The sequence below is a fragment of the Pseudarthrobacter sp. NPDC058119 genome (assembly GCF_042884655.1).
GTDB lineage: Bacteria > Actinomycetota > Actinomycetes > Actinomycetales > Micrococcaceae > Arthrobacter.
This window is the reverse complement of sequence record NZ_JBHVTN010000010.1, coordinates 23,053-36,654: the sequence shown is the minus strand read 5'-3', so window position 1 is coordinate 36,654 and position 13,602 is coordinate 23,053. Positions and strand designations below refer to the sequence as shown.

Annotated in this window: 9 protein-coding genes and 1 pseudogene; 3 read left to right on the top strand and 7 right to left on the bottom strand. The window is 67.8% G+C overall.

The window, feature by feature from the left end:
• Nucleotides 1-129 precede the first annotated feature (129 nt).
• On the top strand, nucleotides 130-1,461 hold the full coding sequence (gene sepH, locus ACFVTD_RS18825; protein WP_387565949.1) for a septation protein SepH: 1,332 nt from the start codon (nucleotides 130-132) through the stop codon (nucleotides 1,459-1,461).
• A 104-nt stretch (nucleotides 1,462-1,565) separates the two neighbouring features.
• Nucleotides 1,566-2,174 (top strand): dihydrofolate reductase family protein, encoded by a 609-nt coding sequence (locus ACFVTD_RS18820; protein ID WP_387565946.1) that lies wholly within the window; start codon nucleotides 1,566-1,568, stop codon nucleotides 2,172-2,174.
• A 44-nt stretch (nucleotides 2,175-2,218) separates the two neighbouring features.
• Here ACFVTD_RS18820 and ACFVTD_RS18815 read toward each other — a convergent pair.
• From ACFVTD_RS18815 to ACFVTD_RS18795, 5 genes and pseudogenes are all read right to left on the bottom strand, one after another.
• Nucleotides 2,219-3,646: pseudogene (locus ACFVTD_RS18815) on the bottom strand (endonuclease).
• Nucleotides 3,647-3,742: 96 nt separating this feature from the next.
• Nucleotides 3,743-4,483 carry a thymidine kinase gene (locus tag ACFVTD_RS18810; RefSeq protein ID WP_387565943.1) on the bottom strand — a complete coding sequence of 247 codons (741 nt, stop codon included), beginning with the start codon at nucleotides 4,481-4,483 and terminating at the stop codon, nucleotides 3,743-3,745.
• Nucleotides 4,476-5,705, bottom strand: coding sequence for an alkaline phosphatase family protein (locus ACFVTD_RS18805; protein WP_387565940.1), 1,230 nt, complete (start codon nucleotides 5,703-5,705; stop codon nucleotides 4,476-4,478). The genes ACFVTD_RS18810 and ACFVTD_RS18805 overlap by 8 nt, the downstream gene beginning before the upstream one ends.
• Nucleotides 5,705-6,448 (bottom strand): DUF5998 family protein, encoded by a 744-nt coding sequence (locus tag ACFVTD_RS18800; RefSeq protein WP_387565937.1) that lies wholly within the window; start codon nucleotides 6,446-6,448, stop codon nucleotides 5,705-5,707. Before ACFVTD_RS18800 ends, ACFVTD_RS18805 begins: the two co-directional genes overlap by 1 nt.
• Before the next feature lie 41 nt (nucleotides 6,449-6,489).
• Nucleotides 6,490-9,174, bottom strand: coding sequence for a GNAT family N-acetyltransferase (locus ACFVTD_RS18795; RefSeq protein WP_387565934.1), 2,685 nt, complete (start codon nucleotides 9,172-9,174; stop codon nucleotides 6,490-6,492).
• Nucleotides 9,175-9,250: 76 nt separating this feature from the next.
• Here ACFVTD_RS18795 and ACFVTD_RS18790 point away from each other — a divergent pair, with 76 nt between their 5' ends.
• Nucleotides 9,251-11,776 (top strand): DNA topoisomerase (ATP-hydrolyzing) subunit A, encoded by a 2,526-nt coding sequence (locus ACFVTD_RS18790; protein WP_387565931.1) that lies wholly within the window; start codon nucleotides 9,251-9,253, stop codon nucleotides 11,774-11,776.
• Between the two features lie 21 nt (nucleotides 11,777-11,797).
• On the opposite strand, the gene ACFVTD_RS18785 is transcribed toward ACFVTD_RS18790, so the two are convergent.
• Nucleotides 11,798-12,598 (bottom strand): ABC transporter permease subunit, encoded by an 801-nt coding sequence (locus ACFVTD_RS18785; RefSeq protein WP_387565928.1) that lies wholly within the window; start codon nucleotides 12,596-12,598, stop codon nucleotides 11,798-11,800.
• Nucleotides 12,588-13,571 carry an ABC transporter ATP-binding protein gene (locus ACFVTD_RS18780; protein WP_387565925.1) on the bottom strand — a complete coding sequence of 328 codons (984 nt, stop codon included), beginning with the start codon at nucleotides 13,569-13,571 and terminating at the stop codon, nucleotides 12,588-12,590. Before ACFVTD_RS18780 ends, ACFVTD_RS18785 begins: the two co-directional genes overlap by 11 nt.
• Nucleotides 13,572-13,602 lie beyond the last annotated feature (31 nt).

Here is a 13,602-nt window from a genome sequence, read left to right as displayed (position 1 = left end):
CGCCGCCATCACCCCACGTCCGGGCCCGGATCCGGCGGAATATCACGGCGCGCCCTGTTCCTTGAGCCAATTCAGCGCTGCCGGGTGGCAGAGTTTCGATTGATAGTAATGCCAGGGTGGAGGATTTGTATGCAGGATCTACGGCTTGTAGGCGTGCACGACGACGGGACGCATCTCCTGTTGAGCGGGGCCGGCGGCGAGATGTTCCAGCTGCCGATCGATGAGGCCCTCAGGACGGCCAGCCGGTCCACGGCCAAACCGCGGACGGAGCGGCCTGCCGTTCCCATGTCTCCACGGGACATCCAGGCGAGGATCCGTGCAGGCGCCACCGCTGCCGATGTCGCGGAATTGTCCGGCATGCCGCTGGCGAAGGTGGAGCGCTACGAAGGCCCTGTCCTTGCCGAGCGGGAGTACGTCGCACAGCAGGCGCGCAAGGTCGAAGTCGCGGCGCCCTCCCCCGGCCACGATGCTTACCGGTCTGCGTTCGGAGACAACCCGGCAACCCTGGACGACATGGTGGCCCATCGCCTCTCTGCCCACGGCATCGATCCCTCCACGGTGGAATGGGACTCCTGGCGGCGCCAGGACGGCACCTGGACCGTCTCGGCAAGCTTTGAGGCCAAACCCGGCGGAACCACCGGCATTGGCGAAGAGCCGCCCGCGCTTTGGACCTTTAGCCCCGGACGCAAGTCGCTGCAGAACACCAACCGCTGGGCCCAGCAGCTGAGTGAACTCGAGCCGTTGGATGGCCCCGTTCCGGCCCGGCGCCTCACTGCGGTTTCCGACCGCCCGTTCGATTTTGAAACTGACGCGGACAGCGCAAAGACAGCTCCCGGCAGCCAGGGGCCTGCCCCCGACGCCGGGAAGGAATCCGACGGCCTCCTGGACATGCTCCGGTCACGGCGTGGCCAGCGGCTGGGGGTCGACGAGGATTCGGACGATGCCCTTGCACTGCTTCTGGCGCATGGCGTCCCGGCCGCCCACCCACGGCCTTCCGAGGTAGTCGCCGAGGCGCCCGCCGAACCGGAAGCGGAAGAAACCGAACCCCAGGACGGGCCGCAGGAATCGCCTGCAGCGCCGGGTGATTCGTTCATCCGGCGCCGTGATGCGAGGCCGTCAATGTTGTCCCGGCTGAGCCTGCTTCCGCCGCACCGGGATGGCAACGACGACGCCCTCCGGCTTCACGACGGCGTCAGCACCGACACTCGCGAAATCACCATTGCGGCGTCCCCGCAGAAGCCCTCCGGTTCCGCGCCCGCTGCCGGTTCAGGCAACTCCGGCGGCGCCGGGCTGGATGAACTGCTGGGCAGCAATCCCCGCCGTTCCTCGCCCAGGCAAAACGATGCAACCCCCTCCACCGGGCAATTGCCGGAGACCGAGGCGCCCGAACGGCCGGCCCGGCCCAAGCGTTCCAGCGTCCCCTCCTGGGACGAAATCGTCTTCGGAACACGGAGCGACTAGGAGCTTCCCTCCGTCCTGTTCCCGGGGTGGTTCCCGCCACTGCTGCATGTTAGGCTCCCCGCACCCGATCGGTCAGAAGCTGCATCTACCCCTGGAGGTTCGCTGTGCCGGACACCACCTGCCACATGTCAATGTCCCTGGACGGATTCGTCGCCGGGCCTGACCAGAGCCGTGAGAACCCGCTGGGCAAGCGGGGGTTGGAACTCCACGGCTGGCATATCGGCGATCCGCGCGCCAACGAGGCCAACGGGATCGCGGCTGATTGGCTGATGCGCCCGCGGGGTGCCTACGTGATGGGCCGGAACATGTTTGGTCCCGTCCGCGGGGACTGGGACGAGGACTGGAGCGGCTGGTGGGGCCCCGAACCGCCCTACCACGCACCGGTGTTCGTCCTTACCCATTACCCGCATGAGCCGATCGAGATGGAGGGCGGGACAACCTTCCATTTTGTCACCGACGGCTTCGATGCGGCGTACGCGGCGGCTGTCCAGGCGGCAGGAGGCAAGGGGGTAGATATCGCGGGCGGAGCCTCCACCGTCCGCCAGGCGCTGGCCGCCGGCGTGATCGATGAGCTCACCCTGGACATCGCACCCGTTTTGCTCGGTTCGGGTGAACGGATCTTTGACGGTATTGAATCTTTTGGCTTCGAACCCGTCGAGGTACTCCACTCCCCCTTGGCAACGCACATCCGCTACCGCCGGACGCCCCAGTAGCACTCAGCGCTGCTCAAACCGGCAGTGCGCCGTAACTGGATGGGTCACACGGCAAGGTACTGGAGGAGGGCGTCTTCCAGAAGGCTCCGTTCGCCAGGCTTGTTGCGGGCTTCGGGTTGATTGCGGGCTTTGGGCAGGAAACCTGACGGCCATCGGGGTGGTTCCCAGTCCTGGTGTTCGCTGGGGTAGTGGCGGCCGGTGGGTGAGGTCCAGCCGGGTGGCTCGTCCTTGGTTGCGGGTGTGGGTTTCCACCCTGTGGTGTGGCGGAGTCTGTGGTGCTTCGGGCAGGGCTGACCCAGGTTACTGATCCCGGTGGTGCCGCCCTTGGCCCAGGCGAGGATATGGTCGGCCTCGTTATCCAGGGAGTTGTTGCTGCACCCCGGGAACGGGCATTTGCCGTCCCGCATCCTTAGCCAGGCCCGCATCGGCCCGGTGACCCGGTAACTCGTCCGGCCGATCTCCAGCGGTGCCCCGTCCCGCGGATCCACCAGCACCCGGTAAAACGACCCGGCCCCGTTCGCCACGAGCTCCCGGGCCATGGACGGCGGGATAGGACCGTACCCGTCCAGCACCGCCGGTTCAGCGGTCAAACCCATCAGGGAGAACACCGGAACCGTGACCAGCACCTGGGCCCGGATCGGCAAAGACTGAGCCTCCGCTCCAGCACTGCCAAGGACCGCATTGGCAAAGGTATCGGCCCGAAGCTGCGGCATGCTGCGGCATTCATCCGGTCCCTGCAAGCCACGGGCGATCGCGGTGAGCCGGGTCCACCCCGCCAGCGCCTGGTCCGCGGGCAGGCACGCGGACAGTCAGGCCATCCCGTCCTGGTCCGGCCGGAACTCCACCCGCCGGTCGGCCACTCCCTTGGCGTGGCGCTTTTCGATGCTTTCGGCGTGGTGGCGTTCCCGCCACGTCCTGGCTTTGACCTTGAAGCGGTGCGCCGGCAACGCACCCACCGGACACCCCCGCGCCCGGTCCGGTGCATCCGGATCAAGGAAATGCGCCTCCAACGCCGCAGCCCCCGCAGCATCAAGACACGCCGCCTCATCGGCCATCACCACCGCATGGCCCCAGGAGATCACCCCGCCCTGCAACGCCGACAAGGTCAGCGGCAACGAGGCAACAACGGCGTGCGAGGTCGCCAGAAACGACGACGCCGCCCGCGGCCCCAAAGCCAGCACGCACCCGACCTCCGCCGCGACCGCCATCTCCTGCGCCCGCATCGGGACATCCGGACCCGCAACAACAGAGGAGCTCTCCGCATACGCCACCGCAGCCCGGGCCTTCAAACCCGCAAACCGTGCCTCAACCTCACGGGCACCAGCAAGAATCTCCAGGCACCCATCAGTCAAACCAGCCAACGGATCATCCGCAGAAAAAGGCTCCAAACCGTACCCATCGACCTCGGCATTCAGCACAGCAAGGGCAGCCCGGATCTCCCCGAACGCCTTCGCCACCGCCGCTTTTCCCACAAACCCATCATGACAAGGGGGTACGACAATGGGAGTCGGAGGCGAAGGGAACGTTTCTTTATCCCGTTGGGATATGCCGGCGTGTGCGCGGGAGGGTCAGGCCTTGCCGGCTTGTCCCCGGCCCTCGCCGGGTCCGCCGGAGCCGTGCCAGAGGCAGGCATCGACCTCGAAGGGCAGCAGCTGGTCCTGCTGCGCCATCAAGGACGCTCCGTGCGCCGTCACACGCCGCATGAAATGGCGGCGGCACAGCGTCTCGTAACCCACCACGGGCACGTGCCCGGCCTCCGGGACAGCAGCTTCCACCACCATGTCCACGTCGCCCACCACCACCTGCGCACCTTCGGTGACCATGACGCCGTCGACCGTCCTGGCATTGTGGGTGGCGCGGCGGCCGCACCAGCACAACGCCTCCACCTGGAGAACCTGCACCCGGTCGGCGAGCTCGATCAGGCGCTGCGAACCGGGGAACAGCCTGGTGCGGAAGTCTGCGGTGATGCCAAAGGCGAACACGTCGACGTCGATTTCGTCCACCACCTTGGCCAACTGCTCCACCTGCTCCGGGGTGTAGAACTGGGCTTCGTCGCAGATCAGGTAGTCCACGCGCTGGCCTTGCGTGCGCCGCACCATGACTTCCTCCCAGAAGTCCGTGTTGTCCAACACCTCCACCGCGTCTGTCTCCAGGCCCAGGCGGCTTGAGATCCGCGACTCCCCGGCGCGGTCGTTCCGGCTGAACCGGACACCGCCGCGGCCGCGGGCCCGGTGGTTGTAGTCCATCTGCAGGGCCAGGGTGGATTTACCGCAGTCCATGGTGCCGGAGAAGAAGATGAGTTCAGCCACGGCGGCGGGTCCTTCCCTCGGCGGTAAAGCAGAGCAGCGGAACCTCCCGCTCGGCCTTCGTCAGCGAGCCGTGCTGGCCCACCACTTCCATGGCCGTGGGCCGCATGCGCCGGCCGTCATAAAGCGCGACGGCGTCACGCGCCGCGATCATGACGTCACCGATCCTGCCTTCCACAGCGGGCCGGACATCACCAAAGAGCCCACCGGCGACGGCTTCCTCCCGGGTGAAGGCCCAGACCCGGTCACCGAACCGGGCCTTCCAGGCCGCGAGCAGCCGGTCGCGGGCGCCGGCAGAGGACTCCAGGTGCGCCTCGTCCAGGTACAGGTGCACCATGCGCGGCTCACCGGCCGTGTGGCGAACCCCGTCCACCAGTTCCGGGTCCAGGGAAAAATCGAGGCGCTGTGATTCGGGAACGTCAAGCATGCCGTGGTCTGCCGTGAGCAGGATGGTGGTGCCGGTGGGAAGGGTGGAGTTCAGGCGCTTGACCGTGGCATCGAGCTCTTCGAGCTGGTGTTCCCACTGCTCGGAGCGGCAGCCGTAGCGGTGGCCGGCCTTGTCAAGGTCGTTGACGTAAAAGTACATGAGGGCCGGGCCGGGGGCTGCCATGGCTTCGGCAGCGGCGGCAGTCCTGGCATGCGCGGTTGTTCCCGGAATGAACCTGCCGCCGCGGAGGGCGGCCCGGGTCATGGGTGAGCCGTCGAACTGGGCGAGGCTGACCGTGCTGACATCCACCTGGCCGGCAATCCGTTCAAACACTGTGGGAAAGGGCTGCCACGTCGACGGGTCGACGCCTGGGTCCCAGTTCCCCAGCAGGTTGACCACCTTGTCCTGGCCCGGGTCCAGGACGTCATAACCCACCATGCCGTGCTGCCCGGCGGGAAGCCCGGTCCCAAAGCTGGACAACGCCGCTGCGGTAGTGGAGGGGAAAGCGGAGTCCAGCCACACCGGAACGTCCCCTTGGCCGGCCTGCAGCACCGAGCGCAGGAAGGGTGTGTGCGCGGACTTTTGCTTGAGCAGGTTCCGGCCCAGCCCATCCGCCAGCACGACGCAGACCCGGGAAGCAGCCGGCAGTCCAAGGGTGTTGGTGAATCCGTCCACCCCCAGGCTCGCCGCTGCGCTGGTCAGGACCTCGGCGATGGAGCGGTGCCCGTAGGCGGGAGCGGGCGGAAGGTCGGGGGTGCGTCCGGAGGCTGCTTCGGCGTGGTGGCGGTCTTCGGGCATCAGCGCTGCTGGTGCCCGCGGCTGAGCCGGTTGCCGAACACACCGGACCGCGGCCGCGGTGCCATGGACTGGGCGTGCGATACGGGCGCGGCGGAGCCGGTATTGACTGCGCGCAGTGCCCGGGCAAACAGTTTGGCGTCCTGTACGGCCTGGAGCCCGTCCGCCTCGGCACTGATGCGCAGCACAATGTCCTCCTGCGCGATGGTCCCGGTGTAGCCGTGGTCCGCCTCACACTGCGGATCACCGCAGCTGGCAGGCCCCATGTCCAGCCGCTGGCCGCCCGACCATGCGATGGACAGCGTCAGTTCCCGGACGGGGTCGGAGGGCTTGTAGTTCTGCGGCTGCGCGTACATGTAGCTGAGGACCACGGACCGGATCTGCGCAACGGGAACGGACTCGGTGGAGATCTGTGCCACGATCTGTTCCCCGGCCTCGTCCAGCTGCTGGTCGTCCACGTGGGTGATGACCAGCATGTCCGAGGTCAAGACCAGGACGGTGATGTGGCGGCGAACTTCCGCCCTGTCGAAGTGGGTTTCCAGGTGCACCAGGTGGGCCACGCAGTCCCGTCCGTCGAGTGCATCGTCAACGACGTCGGACACCAGGCGCGGGTAAAACCCGGCCCTCTGCAGCGCGTCCTCCAGGCTTTGGCCCTGGACTCCATGGTTGTGTGAGCTGTGCTGTCGGACTGCCTGGTTTTCGTTGCCGGGCGTTTCGGGCGCCGAAGCGGAAGGCTGGAAGCTCATGCCCCCATTTTCACAGATCGTCCGGTCACTTGCTAACCGCCTCAGCCCAGCATCGCCCGGCGCGCGCTGTCCGTGCGCTGCGCAGCGTTGCCGATCCGCACGTCGGCGGCAAGGATGGTGGCACCCTCCGGCCCGCACAGGACAGGGTTGAATTCCACCAGCGCTATCTCCGGATGGTTGTCCTTCATCCACGCCAGCCGGCCGGCAAGATCCTCCAGGGCCTGCACGTCGACGGCAGGCAGGCCCTGGTAGCCGAAGAGCTTCCGGGACGCCCTGGGCGCTCGGACGAAGTCGTGGACGTCCGCCGCAGAGAGCGGTGGAACGCGGTGGGCCCAGTCGTCCAGGAGGTTGACCGCGTCCCCGGCGAGGCCAAAGGAAATGACAGGCCCCAGCAGCGGGTCCTCGATGGCCCGGAAAGTGCACGCCTGGCCCACCGGGGCCATGGCCTGGACTTCGAGCGCCGGGTTCCCATAGGCGGCGAGCGCACGCCGCATCTGCAGCACATTCAGGCGCAGCGATTCGGCGTCCTCGATGCCAAGCCGCACGCCGCCGAGGTCCAGCCTGTGCCGGAGGGCGGGCTCAGTGGTCTTGAGCACTACCGGCCAGCCCAACGAGTCGGCCGCCGCAACGGCTTCGTCCGGGGTGGTGAACGGTGCCGAGGGCAGGACGGAAATGCCGTAATGGCGCAACAGTGAGGCCGTGGCCGCCGGGTCCAGTTGCTTGAGCTGCTCGCCGCTAACGTCCGCCAGCAGCCCGTCGAGTTCAGCCGCCGCCTGCCGCGGGTCGCAGCCGCCAGGTTCCACGAAGTGCCCCTGGTCGCGGGCGGCCCATTCCGCGTAGCGGACCACTGAAGCGAGGGCTGCCACAGCCGCACCGGGGTTGGAGAAGCAGGGGACGGTGCAGTCTTCCGTTCCCACGAGGCCCTCCACGGTGATGCTGGGGTCCAGGATTCCGGTAAACGCCGCCACCACCGGCTTCCCCGCTGCTGCAGAGCATTCCGCGAGGACTTCGGCCACGGCGTCGACGGTCAGGCCGCGTGCGGGCAGCAGGGCGGCGACGGCGGCGTGCACGGCATCGGAGGCCAGGGCATCAAGGAGGGCCTTCCGGAGCAGGGGCAGCGCCACGGACTGGCCGGCGTCAAGGTCGAGTCCGGAGACCACCTGCGCTACTCCCAGCCCGTGCGCGGCAGCGCTGTCCGCCACCACGTTGCCCAGGGCCTGGGAGTTGCTGAAGATGGCGACCTCGGGCCCTTCGGGGAGGGGCTGGGCTGATACCACCTGCGCCACGTCCACCAGCTGTTCAACGGTTTCGACGCGGATCACCCCGGACTGGCGCAGCATGGCGTCCAGCGCTCCGGCGGGCGCCTGCGTGGTGCGGACGGCGTGGCCCGGCGGCAGGCGGAGCCCCATGGTGTCCGATTTGGCCACGATGACCGGCTTGGTCCGGGCCAGCCGCCGTGCGATGCGGGAGAACTTGCGCGGGTTGCCGATCGACTCGAGGTACAGGCCCACGGCGGAGGTGTCGGCGTCGTCCTCCCAGTACTGCATCATGTCGTTGCCGGAGACGTCAGCCCGGTTGCCTGCCGAGAGGAGGCTGGACAGTCCCAGCTTCCGGCGGCTGGAGGCGGCGTACAGCGAGACGCCGATGGCCGCGGACTGGCTGAACAGGCCCAGGCTCCCGCGCAGCGGCATCGTGGGGGCCATGGAGGCGTTCAGGGACACCTCAGGGTGGGTGTTGGCGATGCCCAGCGACGCCGGCCCGATCACCCGCATCCCGTTGGCCCTGGCCTGTCGCACCAGGGCGCGCTGGCGCAGCAGGCCGCGTTCGCCGTCGTCCGTGAAGCCCGCGGAGGCGATCACTACGCCCTTGACGCCGGCCGCCGCGCACTCCTCCACGACGCCGGCCACTTCCTCGTAGGGCACCGCGATGATGGCCAGCTGGACGGGCTGGGGAACCTCGGCGAGCTTGGCATAGGACATCATGCCTGCCAGTTCCAGCGCCTCCGGGTTGATGGCATACACCGGGCCATGGAAGCCGCCCTCGATGATGTGCTCGAGCAGCTGGTACCCGATGGTCCCCCACCTGCGGCTGGCCCCGATGACGGCAACGGACGACGGCGCCAGCAACTCCCGGACACTCCTCGCCTCTGCGCGGTGTTCGCGGGATTCCATCACGGCACGGGATTTTTCGGTGGGGTCGACGTTGAACTCGAGGCTGACGACGCCGTCGTCGAAGTGGCGCTTGACGTCGTAGCCGGCGTCGGAGAACACCATCAGCATCTTGCGGTTCTCCGGGAGGACCTCGGCGGTGAACTTCCGGATGCCGTTTTCGTGCGCTGCGGCGGCCAGGTGTTCCAGCAGGATGGAGCCGATACCCCTGCCCTGGTGGGCGTCCGCGATGTTGAACGCGACCTCTGCCTCGGTGGGGTCGCTCAGCCGGTCGTAGCGGCCGATGCCGATGATTTCGCCGCCGATGGTGATGACGAACGCCACCCGGTCCTTGTAGTCAACCTCGGTGAACCGCTTGAGCTCCTTGGCCGACAACCTGGCCTTGAAGGCGAAGAAGCGCATGTAGATTGAATTCTGCGATTGCCCGGTATGGAAGGCCTGGACGGCGTCCGCGTCCGACGGGTGGATGGGCCGCAGATGCGCTGTCCCGCCGTCCCGCAGGACGACATCGGCTTCCCAATGTTCCGGATATTCGCCGTCCCCGGGCTGATCCACCATAGGCTTAGCCTAGCCAAAAACTATCGCAGCACACCCCAAGGCTGCGCAGTAACCGCAGAAGGATTCACCAAACCCCATGGCCCGCCGGCAAAGTTCAAAACCCATCGTGGACGACAACTACACGGAGAACATCGTCGATATCGATGTCACATCCGAAATGCAGGGCTCCTTCCTGGAGTACGCGTACTCGGTGATCTACTCCCGGGCCCTGCCGGATGCGCGGGATGGGCTCAAGCCGGTGCAGCGCCGCATCCTGTACATGATGAGCGACATGGGGTTGCGCCCCGACCGGGGCCACGTCAAGAGCGCCCGCGTGGTGGGCGAGGTCATGGGCAAGCTGCACCCGCACGGCGACGCCGCCATCTACGACGCCATGGTCCGCATGGCGCAGGACTTTTCGCTGCGCCTGCCGTTGATTGACGGGCACGGGAACTTCGGTTCGCTCGACGACGGCCCGGCGGCACCGCGGTACACGGAAGCCAGGCTGGCTCCCGCAGCCCTGACGCTCACCAGCCACCTCGACGAAGACGTTGTGGACTTCGTCCCCAACTACGACAACCAGCTCACCCAGCCGGACGTCCTGCCCGCCGCCTTCCCCAACCTCCTGGTCAACGGTGCTACCGGGATCGCCGTCGGCATGGCCACCAACATGGCCCCGCACAACCTGGTGGAGGTCATTGCCGCCGCCCGGCACCTGATCGCCCACCCGGACGCCACCCTGGAGGACCTCATGCGGTTCGTCCCGGGCCCGGACCTGCCCAGCGGCGGCCGGATCGTGGGCCTGGACGGCATCCGCGACGCCTACGCCACCGGGCGCGGATCCTTCAAGACCCGCGCCAAGGTGGAGATCGAACAGCTCTCGGCACGCCGTACGGGCCTGGTGGTCACCGAACTGCCGTACATGGTGGGCCCGGAAAAGGTCATCGAGAAGATCAAGGACGCCGTCAACGCCAAGAAGCTGACCGGCATCAGCGACATCGTGGATTTGACCGACCGCAAGAACGGCCTGCGCCTGGTCATCGAACTGAAGAACGGCTTCAACCCCAACGCCGTGCTGCAGCAGCTTTACCGGTACACGCCGATGGAGGACTCGTTCGGCATCAACAACGTCACCCTGGTGGACGGGCAGCCGCAGACCCTGGGCCTGGTGGACCTGCTGTCCGTCTACGTCAACCACCGGATCGACGTGGTCCGCCGGCGCACTGTGTTCCGGTTGGGGAAGAAGAAGGACCGCCTGCACCTGGTGGAGGGCCTCCTCATCGCCATCGTGGACATTGACGAGGTCATCCAGATCATCCGGTCCTCCGATGAAGCTGCCGCGGCGCGTGAGCGGCTGATGTCCATCTACGACCTCACCGAGGTCCAGGCCAACTACATCCTTGAACTGCGCCTGCGGCAGCTCACCAAGTACTCCCGGATCGAGCTGGAGAAGGAGCAGGACGAGCTGCGTCGGGAGATCGCCGAACTGCAAGCCATCCTGGACTCCGGGGAACTGCTCCGCACCGTGGTCTCCGACGAACTTGGGGCGATCGCCGAGGAGCACGGCACCCCGCGCCGGACGGTCCTGCTGGAATCCGAGGCCGTGTCCCCCACCGTTGCCGCCGAACTGGCGGGGGCCAACGGCAAGAAGGGCAAGGCGGCCCCGCTGGCACTGGAAATCGCGGACGATCCTTGCTGGGCCATCCTCACGGCTTCGGGTCAGGTGGCGCGCACCAGTAACCAGGAGCCGCTGGCCGAGGCCGGCCCCCGAAGCAAGCATGACGTTTTCACCTCTGTAGTGAAGACGTCGGCCCGCGGAGAGATCGCCGCCGTGACCTCCCTGGGCCGCATGCTCCGGCTGCAGGTCATGGACATGCCCGTGCTGGCCCCCGTGGCCGGGCTGCCGAACCTGGCCGGTGGCGTTCCGGCAAAGGAGTTCCTGACCCTTGTGAAGGGTGAGTCCCTGGTGGCGTTCGTGCGGCTGGATGAAGTCCTGGCCGTCGGCACCGCCCAGGGCGTGGTGAAGCGCGTGCAGCCGGACTACCCGCTGAACCGGGAAGACTGGGAAATCATCACCCTCAAGGACAAGGACGTGGTGGTGGGTGTGGCGCCGGCCGCTGCTGACGACGCCGAGCTGGTCTTCCTCACCCGGGAAGCACAGCTTCTGAAGTTCCCCGCAGCCGTGGTCCGCCCCCAGGGCCGCACAGCGGGCGGCATGGCCGGGATCAAGCTCGCCGCCGGCGACCAGGTAATTTTCTTTGGTGCCGTGCAGCCCCAGGATGACGCCGCCGTCGTGGTGACCATCGCCGGGACCAACGGTGCCCTCCCCGGCACCGCCCCGGGCACGGCCAAAGTCACTGCTTTCTCCGAGTACCCGGCCAAGGGACGTGCCACCGCGGGCGTCCGGTCGCACCGGTTCCTGAAGGGCGAGGACATGCTGCTGCTCGCATGGGCAGGGCACGGCCCGGCGAAGGCGTCGTCCGCCGCCGGCGTGGCACGGTCGCTGCCGCAGGAACACGGCCGGCGTGACGGGTCCGGTGTCCCGCTCTCCCAGGCTGTGGAGGCAGTGGGCCCGGCCATGGCGTGGATGGACGGCGGCGCAGCCGGGGACACCGCGGAGTAGCGCCGCCAGGACGTGGCCGCCTTAGCCGGCCACGTCCCGGCGTCGGAATCCGGCGACGGCGAGCGCCACCAGCACCGCGATGGTGGCTGCCGATACCAGCACGCTGTCCCAGGCCAGGCCGTTGCGGAGCGGGTCGTGGGCGATGTACTGGAAGAACGGCGAGGCCTTCCGGATCCGGTCAAAAACGTCCACCATGGGTGCCAGGGCGTTGACGATATAGGCCAGGACCGCCAGCACGGCAGGGACGCCGCGGCTGAGCCCGGTCCGTCCGGTCGCTGCTGACAACGCCAGGGCAAGCGAGCCGAACACAACGCCCAGGAGCGCCAGGTGCACCATGGCCGCTGCCACCTTGTCCGCCGGCAGGACCAGGTCCACCAGGTTGCCCTCAAGCACCAGGGACAGACCCATGACGGCAGCCAGCAGGAAGGTGCCCGCCACCATGGCGAGGAACTTGTCCACCACCACCCTTCCGCGGCCCACCGGGTTGGCGAGCAGCAGGTCCATGGTGTGCCGGTCCTCTTCCCCACCGATGGCTCCCGCGCCGGAGCTGACGGCATAGATCAGGACCGCGATGGGCCCCATGAAGGACAGCAGTTCCACCTGGATGTACCCGGTGGGGGTGGACAGGTCCGCGCTGGAAGTGGCAAAGAGGGAACGGAAGGCCTCCGGCATCTGGTCGATGAAGCCGCTGATCGAGGGCTGGGACTGCTCCGAGGGCCAGACTGCTGCGTACATGGCAACAATGAGGGCCAGGGAGACAGCCCAGCCGGCCAGCAGCCTGCCCTGGTCCCGGAGCGTCTTCAGCAGGACGTTAGCCAGCATGGTGCGCCACCGTTCCTGCCGCGCGCTCCGCTGGACCGGGCGCGGCGCTGGCGTCCGCACGGTCCATCCCGTAGTAGCTCAGGAACGTCTCCTCCAGCGGGGCCTCGGAACATTCGAAGTCCTCCACTTCCCGGGTGCTGACCCGTTTCAGCAGGGCGTCCAGGGCCGACTGCGGGGCATTGCAGCTCAGTGTCCGGCCGTCCACGAGCACGTCCCTTACCCCCGGGACGCCGGTGAACTCGGCCGCGGACACGTCCTCCGCGAATTTCGCCCGCACCCGGTGCAGGGAGCGGGCGGCCAGGTCCTGCAGCCGCTCCACCGCCACCAGCTTGCCGCCCCGGACCACCCCGATCCGGTCCGCGACGCGCTCCACCTCCCCCAGGACATGGGAGGAGAACAGGGCCGAACCGCCGTCCGCGGTGTGTTCACGCAGGATGGAGTGGAAGACCTGCTGCACCAGCGGGTCGATCCCGCTGGTCGGTTCGTCCAGCACGAGCAGCCTCGGCCTGGACATGACCGCCAGGACGACGGCGAGCTTTTGCCGGTTCCCGCGTGAAAGTGTGCGGGCCGGTTTGTCCAGGTCCAGTTCCAGCCGGTCCGCTACCTCTGCCGCACGCCCGCTGTCGTCCCGGTGCCGCAGATGGGCACAGTAGGCCACGTGCTGGTGGCCGGTCAGGCGGTCGTAGAGGGCGGGCTCGCCCGGCACGTAGCCCACCACCCGGTGGACGTCCCTGGACTCGCGCCAGGCATCCATCCCCAGGACGGACGCCGTGCCGGATGTGGGCCGCAGCATTCCCATGAGCAGCCGGATGGTGGTCGTCTTGCCTGCCCCGTTCGGGCCGAGGTATCCGAACACCTCGCCGGGCCCAATGGTGAGGGTCACGTCGTCGAGCGCTGTATTCCGGCCGAACCGTTTCGTCAGGCCGGCCAACTGCACCAGGCTTTCCGCGTCCTTGCGCGCTTCCGGGCTCATGCGGCCACGCTAGCCCGCAGGCTGCCGGCGG

Bases quoted from the DNA above. Each gene is read 5' to 3' on its own strand.
- ACFVTD_RS18795 (WP_387565934.1), bottom strand. From the start codon at position 9,174: ATGGTGGATCAGCCCGGGGACGGCGAATATCCGGAACATTGGGAAGCC.
- ACFVTD_RS18780 (WP_387565925.1), bottom strand. From the start codon at position 13,571: ATGAGCCCGGAAGCGCGCAAGGACGCGGAAAGCCTGGTGCAGTTGGCC.
- ACFVTD_RS18790 (WP_387565931.1), top strand. From the start codon at position 9,251: ATGGCCCGCCGGCAAAGTTCAAAACCCATCGTGGACGACAACTACACG.
- ACFVTD_RS18805 (WP_387565940.1), bottom strand. From the start codon at position 5,705: ATGCCCGAAGACCGCCACCACGCCGAAGCAGCCTCCGGACGCACCCCC.
- ACFVTD_RS18785 (WP_387565928.1), bottom strand. From the start codon at position 12,598: ATGCTGGCTAACGTCCTGCTGAAGACGCTCCGGGACCAGGGCAGGCTG.
- ACFVTD_RS18800 (WP_387565937.1), bottom strand. From the start codon at position 6,448: ATGAGCTTCCAGCCTTCCGCTTCGGCGCCCGAAACGCCCGGCAACGAA.
- sepH (WP_387565949.1), top strand. From the start codon at position 130: ATGCAGGATCTACGGCTTGTAGGCGTGCACGACGACGGGACGCATCTC.